Annotated in this window: 8 protein-coding genes and 1 pseudogene; 1 reads left to right on the plus strand and 8 read right to left on the minus strand. The window is 42.5% G+C overall.

The features are described from left to right. Positions 1-222: 222 nt before the first annotated feature. Complete coding sequence (locus tag VE944_RS34210; RefSeq protein WP_414690163.1) at positions 223-375, minus strand: DUF3800 domain-containing protein; 153 nt, start codon at positions 373-375, stop codon at positions 223-225. A 305-nt stretch (positions 376-680) separates the two neighbouring features. On the opposite strand from VE944_RS34210, the gene VE944_RS25620 reads away from it, so the two are divergent. Next, positions 681-1,619, plus strand: a complete 939-nt coding sequence (locus tag VE944_RS25620; RefSeq protein ID WP_324983762.1) for an alpha/beta hydrolase — start codon at positions 681-683, stop codon at positions 1,617-1,619. A 754-nt stretch (positions 1,620-2,373) separates the two neighbouring features. On the opposite strand, the gene secA is transcribed toward VE944_RS25620, so the two are convergent. The 7 genes and pseudogenes from secA to surE all read right to left on the minus strand — a co-directional run. Then, on the minus strand, positions 2,374-5,166 hold the full coding sequence (gene secA, locus VE944_RS25625) for a preprotein translocase subunit SecA (protein ID WP_324983765.1): 2,793 nt from the start codon (positions 5,164-5,166) through the stop codon (positions 2,374-2,376). 287 nt (positions 5,167-5,453) lie between these two features. Beyond that, positions 5,454-6,038, minus strand: coding sequence for a cytochrome C (locus tag VE944_RS25630; protein WP_324983768.1), 585 nt, complete (start codon positions 6,036-6,038; stop codon positions 5,454-5,456). A gap of 185 nt (positions 6,039-6,223) precedes the next feature. Then, positions 6,224-6,570: pseudogene (locus tag VE944_RS34215) on the minus strand (type II toxin-antitoxin system RelE/ParE family toxin). A gap of 54 nt (positions 6,571-6,624) precedes the next feature. After that, a complete protein-coding gene (locus tag VE944_RS25635; RefSeq protein WP_324983771.1) occupies positions 6,625-7,533 on the minus strand; it encodes an AAA family ATPase in 909 nt (302 codons plus the stop codon). A 192-nt stretch (positions 7,534-7,725) separates the two neighbouring features. Beyond that, a complete protein-coding gene (locus VE944_RS25640) occupies positions 7,726-8,805 on the minus strand; it encodes a bifunctional riboflavin kinase/FAD synthetase (protein ID WP_324983774.1) in 1,080 nt (359 codons plus the stop codon). 497 nt (positions 8,806-9,302) lie between these two features. Continuing rightward, a complete protein-coding gene (locus tag VE944_RS25645) occupies positions 9,303-10,199 on the minus strand; it encodes an MBL fold metallo-hydrolase (RefSeq protein WP_324983777.1) in 897 nt (298 codons plus the stop codon). A gap of 287 nt (positions 10,200-10,486) precedes the next feature. Continuing rightward, positions 10,487-11,284 (minus strand): 5'/3'-nucleotidase SurE (surE, locus tag VE944_RS25650; protein WP_324983780.1); only part of this gene is annotated, 798 nt, incomplete at its 5' end.

An 11,284-nucleotide genomic window follows, 5' to 3' on the forward strand; every position in this document is an offset into this window, starting at 1 on the left:
AAAGCATATACCCCATGCTACAGAATGACTCATTAATGAATACTTTAGATGACTTAGGCGCTCCTACAAAATCTTGCTCAGAAGCATCCTCAGAAACTACTTGATATGATGTTCGCCAAATTACCCATAATCAAAGAACCCCTCCCCGATGCTTTGGGGAGTGGAGACAAAGCACAGCTTTTGCTAATGCTCGATCTTCCTCTAGGGCAGGAATACTAATAATTAAGCATGGTTTAACTTTTGCTGTGTAGCCAAGATCGACAAGCCAAACTTCTCCACGATCAGGGCTTCAAATACACAAAATCCAGCCAGTACAAAATATTGTTGGTTTGAGTCGTGCGTTGTGCCAGACTCATCTGCATACAGCAAATACATGGCTGTTCTATATTTTTAGACAATAAAAATCAGTCAAGGGAAGACCTAGCTTCCGCGATCTGAAAAAGTCAGACCTCTTGACTGCTATTAAAATTATATCAGCTACTTTATAGGCTAGCTTGCCTCTGGTTGCCTAGTTATTAAAGTAAAATAGCTAACTCTGCGATCGCACCACAGACAATCCCAAAACTACGCCAAGTATAAGCGAGCGCTTACAATACACTCAGATAATAGAGTGTTCCACATCTTGTAAAAATAAACTTACAGTATTATGGTTGAATATTCTCCCATAAGCTAACTTTAATATGCTCGTCTTCTTTATTCACGGTGTCAGTACAAAAAAGTCCACTTATGCAGATGCACTTATCAAAAATATCAAAAAAGAACTTCATAAAACAAAATTTGAAACTTCAACATATTTTTATTCAAGTTATTGGGGAAATTTATTTAACCACAAGAAACATCAACTTATTGATTATATAGATAAAGATTATTCAAGAGCTTGCCAGCAACATCCAGAATATAATTATTCTCATAATGATATCTACAGGTATAGGTCAAGAAGAAAGGAATTAATTAGTAACTTTTTAGGAGATTTCTTGATTTATCAAAATCCTAAACGTGGTAAAATTATTCGTAAACGAATATTTGAGGAATTTAACCAATTTATCCAAGATAACCCTAAAGGAACTCAAATTCATTTCATTGCCCATTCTTTGGGGAGTTTGATTTTGTGGGATATTCTCTTTTCAGATATTATTTCTAATGATGACTCAGTTTTAGTGTTTCGAGATAAATTTAAAAAACTAGATTTAGTCAGCATTACTACGTTAGGCTCTCCTTTATTGTTTATTAAAGAGATGCTAGATATTGATTTTTCTATTGTTAATTCTGTTATGGAACAATCTATTACTAAAAATTCTGGTAATGATTATAAACTCAGATGGATAAATATTATCCATTCATCTGATTTAGTTGCTTATCCTTTAAAAGCCGCTATAGAAAATGAAATAAGTTCTGATTTACTCTTTTATGATCAATATGTCTGGCAATATGCTAACAGAACTGAACTAACATTAAGAAATATTGGTCAATCAGATATGGCAATGGTTATTGCTGCTGAAGATGCTCATTCTTCATATTTTTATGATAATTTGGATGGAGCGATAACGGCACGTATTATTAGTTATAATTTGTTAGGAGAGACAAACAAACTTTTAGAGAGGTGTGTAAATCCAAAGTAAATATTAAAATTTGTCATTATGGTGTTAGAAATAATCAAAATTACTGCTTTTGTCAGCATCAGCTTTGTTTATTAGCCTTAGACAAGCATGAATAGTTGCTAAATAGTAATAAAACATCCAACTGTACCAAATAGCTTGATCAAAATCTGTTTTCTGTTTTTCGTTATGATGACGGATACCAAAGTTGTTAGCAATATTGAACAAATCGCTCTCATCCTGAGTATTGATTACCTTCTTAATTCTGGTTCTGAGGAATTCTAATACATCTACTAAGTCTCTGATAGCATCATGTCTATCATTGAGGGATGAACGATAGCGCCTAAATTTAATAATCGCTGCTTCTATTCTTTTTTCAACATTTTCTGGATCATCCGTGGGTTTATTTGCTTCAAAAAGTGTCTCTAGTCCCTGTTCTCCTAGTTCTAAGATTTCACCGATTACAGAAAGTTCATAGCCATCTTTATATTCGGAAATAATCTCATTTATCTTATCTCGAAATTCTTTTTGACCAACTTGTTTATCAAAGATATTGTAGTGCCAACCACAATCATTCCACTTATGCTCAAAACCATCTATGGGCTTGGATATCCAATCGTGTAATAATTCAATATTTGCTTACCCTGAAGATTTGGTAGTACCAGCTTACCCATTTCAGCAAACTCCTGAAAACAAAATATTTTTGAGAGATGCCTTAAAATACAAAGACGCAAAAACGCCTCTGCGCCTCTGCGTCTCTGCATGAGATATTCTCTACTTACACCATCTCAGACGAAGGTTGCACCATCTGCTGAGGCTGCGGCTGGAACATGAACAACGAGTACACAACGTCTCGGCGAATGTTAATCATCATATCCAAGAACAATTCGTAACCCTCGCTCTTATACTCAATCAGTGGGTCTTTTTGCCCATAACCACGTAATCCTACTGATTCGCGCAAAGCATCCATTTGTTGCAAGTGTTCCCGCCATAGAGTATCAATGCGTTGCAAGATAAAGAAGCGTTCAGCTTGGCGCATCAATCCGGGTTGAACTTGGTCAATTTGCGCTTCTTTGAGGTCGTAAGCAATTCGCACCTGTTCGTGGAGGAAGGCTTTAATCTCGCTGACTGACATATCCTCTAATTGATTTGGTTGCAAATCCGCTAGTAGATAGACGAATTCTTTAACTTTCTCAACCAGCTTTTCTAACTCCCACTCTTCCGACGGCAAATCTATGTTGATGTAGTAATCAACGATGTCATCCATCGTTTTTTCAGCGTACTTAATCACCTGTTCTTTCAAATCTTGACCTTCTAACACCCGACGGCGTTCAGCGTAAATAGCACGACGCTGATTATTCATCACCTCGTCATACTCAAATACCTGCTTACGAATGTCATAGTAGTAGGTTTCAACTTTTTTCTGGGCGCCTTCCAAACTGCGGGTAAGCATCCCAGATTCGATGGGCATATCTTCTTCCACTTGGAAAGCATTCATTAACCCAGCGACGCGATCGCCACCAAAAATCCGCAGTAGGTTATCTTCTAAACTGAGGAAAAATCTCGTGGTTCCAGGGTCGCCTTGTCTTCCTGCACGTCCGCGCAACTGGTTATCAATTCGCCGTGATTCGTGGCGTTCTGTACCAATTACGTGCAAACCACCGATTCCCACTACTTCATCATGTTCGCGGGTAGTAAATTGTTCGTATTCCTGCTTAACGCGGTTGTAAGCTTCCCGCAATTTCAGAATCACAGGGTCATCAATGGGAGCTTTTTCTGCGGCTACAGCTACCTTGTCTTCAGCTTCCAATTCCGATAAACTGCGATCGCCATATTCACGCACCGCAATTTCTACTGCATCTTTGAGTAGTTTTTCTGTTTCTTTTGTCAACTGGGTAGGGAAAATTTCTGGTGAAGCCCGCCAAGTTTTGACTTTTTTACCAGGGACAAAGCCTTGACCACCACCGTGTCCTGTAGGCAATCCTGCTGCTCTTTGAACGCCAAAGCTATCTTCTGACTCTGGCATGACGATCCGGGGCATGAAGTATTCCCGCAACTTCAGACGTGCCATATATTCGGAGTTACCACCCAAGATGATATCTGTACCTCTACCAGCCATGTTGGTAGCAATGGTAACAGCACCTTTTCGTCCAGCTTGGGCGACGATTTCCGCCTCACGCTCAACGTTTTCGGGTCGGGCGTTAAGTAATTCGTGGGGAATCTTCAGATCCTTTAGCAGCCGACTCAGAAGTTCGGACTTTTCTACACTAGTTGTTCCTACTAACACAGGCCTGCCGAGTTCGTGCATTTCGGCACATTCTCCAGCGATCGCACCCCACTTGCCTGGTTCTGTCTTAAAGACCATATCAGACAAATCTTCGCGTCTGCGATCGCGGTTGGTAGGAATTACAGCAACTTCCAATTTGTAAATTTTTTCAAATTCCGGTTCTTCCGTTTTTGCCGTTCCGGTCATTCCACCCAGTTTTGGATACAGCAAGAACAGATTTTGATAAGTAATTGTCGCTAGAGTTTGAGTTTCTGGCTGAATATCTACGTGTTCTTTGGCTTCAATAGCCTGGTGTAATCCATCACTCCAGCGCCGTCCGGGTAACACCCGACCGGTAAATTCATCCACAATTACCACTTCGCCATTACGAACGATGTAATTTACATCCTTGAGAAAAAGTTCTTTGGCTTTAATCGCATTGAAAACAAAGTGCGCCCAAGGATCTTCAGGGTCAAATAAATCTGTGACTCCCAAAAGATTTTCGGATTCTGCAAAGCCTTCATCTGTCAAAAGCACGTTACGAGCTTTTTCATCCACATCATAATGCTCGTCTTTTTTGAGTGTGAATGCGATTTCAGCTGCTTGCAGATACTTTTCCGTAGGTCTTTCCACCTGCCCAGAAATAATTAGCGGTGTCCGCGCCTCATCAATTAAAATCGAGTCTACCTCGTCAATCACGCAATAATTAAACGGGCGTTGCACCACATCTGCCATTGATGTCGCCATGTTATCCCGCAGGTAGTCAAATCCTACCTCGCTGTTGGTAACATAGGTAATATCGCAATCATAGTTTTTCTGGCGTTCACTGGGAGTCATGGTTGACTGGATTAGCCCCACACTCAGCCCCAAGAAGCGATGCACCTGTCCCATCCATTCAGCATCTCGACGAGCCAGGTAATCGTTCACAGTGACGACGTGTACACCTTTACCAGTAAGGCCATTTAAATAACTCGGTAAGGTTGCTACAAGCGTTTTACCCTCACCGGTTTTCATTTCGGCAATTTGCCCTACATGCAAAATGATACCGCCAAGCATTTGGACATCAAAGTGCCGCAAGCCCAAGACTCGCCGTCCTGCTTCCCGGACAACGGCGTAAGCTTCGGGCAATAGGTCATCTAGAGTTTCGCCTTTGGCAAACCGTTGTTTAAATTCGACGGTTTTACCTTTTAACTCCTCGTCGGAAAGAACCTTAATTTCTTCCTCTAGAAGGTTAATTTCAGTAACAGAAGGTTGGTATTTTTTAAGCTTGCGAGCGTTGGGGTCGCCCAACAAAAGTTTTAGCATGGCAGATTATAGAACTCAATCAAGGGGGATGGGGATTAAAAGTTTGGCATTGATTATAAACATTTAACCCAACTCAACCTTCTTGGTTGTGGATGGGTGTCAAATGAGAATTAACTCAAAAACAGGAGAAAAACGGGGCAATCAGTTTACTAAATGATTGGTTTTAACTCTTATCTGATTATTTAGTCTTTCTTCATAGTATCATTTTGCCCCCAGATGGGGCCAGAGAAGGAGTGGGGGAATAGAGTTATGAGTTATGAGTTATAAATTTTTCAACTCCTAACTCCTCATTTCCATTCTGCTGTTAGGCGGCGGAAATTGTAATCGCTAGCGCCTTGATGACAACTGACACAGCTGCCAAGCTGGACGGGACGTGGTAATTTAACTCCTGGATGCAAAGCTTTGAAATAACGTGAGTCATTAAGGCGATATGGTGTTTCTTCGTCATCTCGCTTAACACGAGAGAAAGTCGAAAGATATTTCCATACCAAGATGCGTGGCGGATCGACTAAAGGCTTTAGTTGTGCGCCGTAGTGCTGCGAATCTTGCAGGAGATTTTTCCAAGTTTGGGTGGGTAAAACGGCTGGTGGTAAGCCAATGTGGCATGTAGAGCAGTTTTCCAAATACAGTTCTTGTCCTAATTGATACTGTGCAGGCACTACATCAACAGTGCCAATTTCGGCGGTAGGAGTAGCATGGGCATTAGTTGCCAAGGCTAAAAGCCAACCCATAGCTAGGCTCCAGGTTACAATTACCAGAAGTAAACCGAAAAATTGGCGTTTGAATTGGCGTTCGGCGCTTTGCTGTAGTACAAGGCGTTGGCGTAGCCCGCCGTAGGCATCGCGGATTTTGCGCTTAACAAAAATTGACATTCCTCACATTCCTAGATATTCAGAAGTGGCGCTTGTGCTAATCATAGGACTTACCCAGCGTTGTCAATAGTAATATAGCAATGCCTATTGGCAAGCACTTCTGTGTCTGTGCATCTCTCAACATTGCAAAGAAAAATCTTTTAGCAGTTTTAACCTGACTCACTAGAAAAATCAGCCATAATATCTCAGATTTCATTTGCACCAATATCTTCTCGGTCAGATTTGGAATAAATCGTTAGTAGCAAAATACTTGTACGTGATTAAACTTGATAAATCAATCGGTATCCAGCACCCTTACCTTTTTGGATACTACTGTTGCGAACTCTCACCTTGTAAACAATATACTCTTCACCAATGCCAGGGATGCGTAGGCGTAGCCCGCCGTAGGCATCGCCTACAAATTTCTTTGTTGTAATTGCTCAATAATCGGTTGAACATCAGAGCGAATATTGCGAAATCTCTTTGATAATCTGTAAAGTTTCTGCTCAAACTCATCGGAAAATCGAATTGAAACCGCATTATCACTCTGCATCAATCCTGTCCCATATCTCACTAATTAGGTAAAGCTTTTCAGCAACAGTTATCTTTAAGGAATAGAAACCGATCGCAATAATCGCTCAACAACAGTTCTTGCATTCCGTCCACCTCTAGGAATCAGGCGATGGCAAAGAACATGAGGGACGAGAAATTTCACATCGTCGGGAATGGCATAATCACGCCCTAATAGAAAAGCTAGCGCTTGGGTAGCCCGTTGTAATGCTAATGTGCCACGCGGACTAACACCAAGGGCTATTTCCTCATCTTGCCGCGTTACTCGTACCAATTCGAGGATGTACTGTTGCAAGGAGGGTGCTACTTTTACTTGAGAGCAGAGGTAACGCAATTCCTGTACTTCTGCCAAGGTAATACAAGGCTGCAAATCAGCAACTTTCACACCATTTTGGAGATTTTGCAGCATAAGGAGTTCTTCTGCTTCGGAAGGATAGCCCAAACTCAGCGACAACATGAATCGATCCATTTGCGCTTCCGGTAGTGGAAAAGTACCTTGATACTCAATAGGGTTTTGAGTGGCAATGACGAAAAAGGGCTGAGGAACTGCACGAGAGACACCATCGACTGTTACCTGATGTTCTTCCATGACTTCCAGTAAAGCTGACTGAGTGCGGGGTGTAGCGCGGTTAATTTCATCAGCTAGGAGGATATTGGTAAAAATTGGCCCAGGAAGATAAGTAAATTCGCCGCTTTTTGGGTTCCAGATGTTAGTGCCAGTAATATCAGTTGGCAGTAAATCAGGGGTACATTGTAGCCGTTGAAACTTACCATCCAGTGAACGAGCTAGAGATTTAGCGAGTAGGGTTTTACCAACACCAGGGACATCTTCTAGCAGGGCATGACCACCACCTAGCAAGGCTACTAGCACTAAGCGTATTGCCTCAGCTTTGCCAACAATGGTAAGAGCCAGATTTTGCGTTAAAGCGTCAATTTTTTCTCTCATGCGGTGCGGGGAGTGGGGAGTAGGGAGTAGGGAGTGGGGAATGGGGACTGGGGAAGAAAAAGGGAGGAGGGAGCAAGAGAGAAGAGTTTTCCCCTCTGCCCCCCGCACCCTGCCTCTCTGCCTCTTTCCCATGCCCAATTTCCCTAAATACATTGTTCCCACTCAGAACTCCTAACTCCTAACTCCTAACTTTTAACTTTGCGCTTTAGCATTCAAAATTTCTTTAGCAACAACACAGTCAAGTTGAATTTGTGTTTTCAGGGCTTCTAGAGAAGCAAATTTTTGTTCAGGGCGCAAAAATTTCACTAGTTCCACAGCCAGCTTTTTGCCATACAAATCACCAGACCAATTGAACAGATGTACTTCCGCAGATGAATAAGTACCATTTACAGTTGGGCGATTACCGATGTTCATTACGCCCAAGGTTTCATTAGGAGCGACATCTGATGTTTCATTGAGAATGAAAACACGGACAGCATAGACTCCTTGGCGGGGCAAAAACTTTTCTTTTGGTACTTGGAGGTTGGCGGTGGGAAAGCCAATTGTTCTGCCCAATTGTTGACCTTGAACGACAACACCAAGGAGAGTGTAGGGGCGTCCTAGTAGTATATTTGCATTTTCGATGTCACCTTGCTCAAGGGTTTGGCGAATTAATGAAGTGCTAATGCGGGCATCCTGAGTCGGATTAGTACTGTCACAACTGCTTTGGGTGGGCGAGTTACCCGTATAAGTTTGTAAGGGAACGATGGTAACGGGGATATTGTGTTTGGCGGCAATTAATTGCAAATCTTTAGCAGTACCACTGCGCTTTTCGCCAAAACAAAAATCCTGCCCGATGCTAATTTGCTGGCATCGCAGTTGTTGCACAAGAATTTTTTGGACGAATTCTTCGGGAGTCAAAGCAGATAATTCTTTGTTAAAGGGTAGTAATACCAGTTGTTCTACCCCAAGCGATCGCAATTGTTGGACTTTTTCATCCAGTGGCGTTAACAAAGTCCGGGGTTGCCCCGTAAAAAATTCCTGTGGATGGGGGTCAAAGGTAACAACTGTTGAGTAAATATATTCTTGATTTGCTAGTTGTTGATTTTCCTTTGACTGCGGACTACTAGCTACTGATAAGTGACCACCAGCGTGCAAGACTGGTTGAATTACCCTTTGATGACCAAGATGAACGCCATCAAACTTGCCAAGGGCAACAGCAGTCGGCGTTAGCAGCCCTTCGCTCGAAGGAGCAACCCACACAGAACACCCATTTTTAGACAAATTTAGCACTTGGATTCTGAGATTTTAGGTTTATTTTAGCTATCAGCAGGAAGCTACCTTATGGTAAACCGCCTTGAGGAGGACATTCACTAACTGCCCATGAGGTCTTGTGCGATCAGCCAGGGTGTTGATGCTAACCCTTTAAGCTATCAGCCAAAAGCTTAACCCACGGGAAGTTGCCCAAAATGGTATCTTGTGCTATTAGCTTGACAGCTAATTACTAAGTCCAGATAACCCAAATACCGGAGCTGAAAAGGCTCTAGTTCGTTGTTGAGACTGCAACGAAGGTTTTACCCTCCGATTAGCCGCAATTTTAGGGTGTCTGTGAGTATCTGGGCTGTGTTGGTGCTATAAGGTATGTCCTCCTGTTGTCGCCCTTATCCTATGGTTGGCGTGACAACTTTAGGCAGCGCTGTCTCACCGTACAGCCAACAGGTACGCTCTCGCGCTGAAAGCTTCTGATCACCAATCTAATCTAAAATCTCCAATTCCTCCGATCGCAATCTTTAAGTAGAAAACTTACTAACAGGAAAAGATTCTGATAAGACAACTGAGGTGGGAATCTGAAGTACCAATCCTTCCCGTGCCATGATAGCCCCAGGAAATTTTGCAGCTGCTTGTTTCCCTACACAATCCAAAAAGTCGTCATCGTGTGCGGGGTCGTGGTGGTAAATCACCAGAGTTTTGACGTTAGCAGCTTGTGCCACTTTCACCGCTTCTTGCCAGGTAGAATGTCCCCAGCCAATTTTGGGAGATTTTGGGGAATGATATTCTTCGTCTGTGTAAGTGGAATCGTAAATCAGAATGTCAGCATTACGAGCTAGCCACAGCACATTATCATCGAGTCGGTCAGGAAAATGTTCGGTATCAGTGATATAAGCAGCAGCACCACCACGCCAGTTGACCCGGTATCCTATAGCTTCACCTGGATGGTTTAAAGGTGCTGTTTCTACGGTAAGGTCATCAATGTGGATTGGTTGCCCCGGTCGAATGTCGTAGAAACTTAAATTAGCTTGCATAATTTGCAAGGGTACAGGAAAGTTCGGGTGCAACATCTGGTCATTGAGGCGCTGTTCTATGGTAGAACCATCAGGTGCGATCGCGCCGTAGATATGAAAGTCATTTCCCTTCACAAATCCTGGGGTAAAGAAGGGAAAACCCTGCATGTGATCCCAGTGAGAGTGGGTAAAAAATATATGAGCTTCTAACGGCATTTGGCGCAACAAAGATTGCCCCAAAACATGTAGTCCCGTGCCTGCATCGAAAATTAAGCGTTTATCGCCCGCTTGCATTGAGATGCAAGGGGTATTACCGCCGTAACGAACGGTGTTTGGCCCTGGGCTGGGGATGCTGCCGCGAACGCCCCAAAATTGTACGGTAAATTGGTTCTCTATCCTAGACATGGGTATTGCTTGCTGGACTGAGCGGGCGATAAGTGAAAAAATTGCTACTTATTTTGTCTAAGTTTATGCTGTCTCACCAATTCTGCTATGGGAAGGATTTCTTGGTAAAATAGCATACCCTGTTTCTGGCTGATTGTGTAAATGTGAATGAGAGACTCTCAAGTAGAATTTTCCAGTTTTTCGGGTGGATGTGTATCGGTTATTTCAAGAGTGCCCCTACGTTATAGCCTAAATTTTTCTGTGATGCATTTAAATAATTCTAGTTTTATCCTGATAAATCAAATGATTCACGGAAAATTGAATTCCCACTCAGACAATTTATTTAGCCCATCTGCGTAAGTAAGATTGTATTGTAACGGAGTTATACTGATGTAGTTTTTACGTACAACATGCACGTCTAACGGTACATTTTGAAGCAGATTTAATCCGGTTGGGGGTTCTATATCTTCAATTACCTCTCCGGTTAACCAGTAGTAAGTTTTTCCACGAGGATCAACTCGTTTATCAAACACATCAATGTAACGCCGCACTCCTTGACGAGTGAGAGTAACTCCGGCAATTTCTTCCCACTTAAGGGCAGGAATATTGACGTTGAGCAACATTAAATCTGGCAGAGGTTTTTGGGCTAACTGGTCTACGAGAATTTTGGCAAACTTAGCAGCAGGTTGAAAGTCTTTAGATGTGTGACTAATAAGACTCAGCGCTACACTGGGAATGCCTTCAATTAAACCTTCCATTGCCGCAGAAACAGTGCCGGAATACAAGATTTCAGTTCCCAAATTCGCACCTTGATTAATGCCAGAGAGAACCAAATCCGGGGGAGTATCTAACAAAGCCCACAGTGCTAATTTGACGCAATCTGAAGGCGTACCATCACAAGCCCAAGCTTTGACGGCGGGATGAAAAATCCCTTCAACAATTTCGGCGCGAATGGGTTGGTGTAAAGTTAACCCGTGTCCAGTTGCCGATCGCTCTCGATCTGGGCAAACTACACTTACATCATGACCTGCCTCTGCCAAGTAGTTAGCTAGGGTACGAATCCCCAAGGCAGAAATGCCGTCATCGTTGCTAATTAGTAATTTCAT

The organism is Nostoc sp. (genome assembly GCF_035638895.1).
Taxonomy (GTDB): Bacteria; Cyanobacteriota; Cyanobacteriia; order Cyanobacteriales; family Nostocaceae; genus Nostoc.

Excerpts from the sequence above, each read along its gene's own strand:
- VE944_RS34210 (WP_414690163.1), bottom strand. The coding sequence starts at position 375 with ATGTATTTGCTGTATGCAGATGAGTCTGGCACAACGCACGACTCAAAC.
- VE944_RS25620 (WP_324983762.1), top strand. The coding sequence starts at position 681 with ATGCTCGTCTTCTTTATTCACGGTGTCAGTACAAAAAAGTCCACTTAT.
- secA (WP_324983765.1), bottom strand. The coding sequence starts at position 5,166 with ATGCTAAAACTTTTGTTGGGCGACCCCAACGCTCGCAAGCTTAAAAAA.
- VE944_RS25630 (WP_324983768.1), bottom strand. The coding sequence starts at position 6,038 with ATGTCAATTTTTGTTAAGCGCAAAATCCGCGATGCCTACGGCGGGCTA.
- VE944_RS25635 (WP_324983771.1), bottom strand. The coding sequence starts at position 7,533 with ATGAGAGAAAAAATTGACGCTTTAACGCAAAATCTGGCTCTTACCATT.
- VE944_RS25645 (WP_324983777.1), bottom strand. The coding sequence starts at position 10,199 with ATGTCTAGGATAGAGAACCAATTTACCGTACAATTTTGGGGCGTTCGC.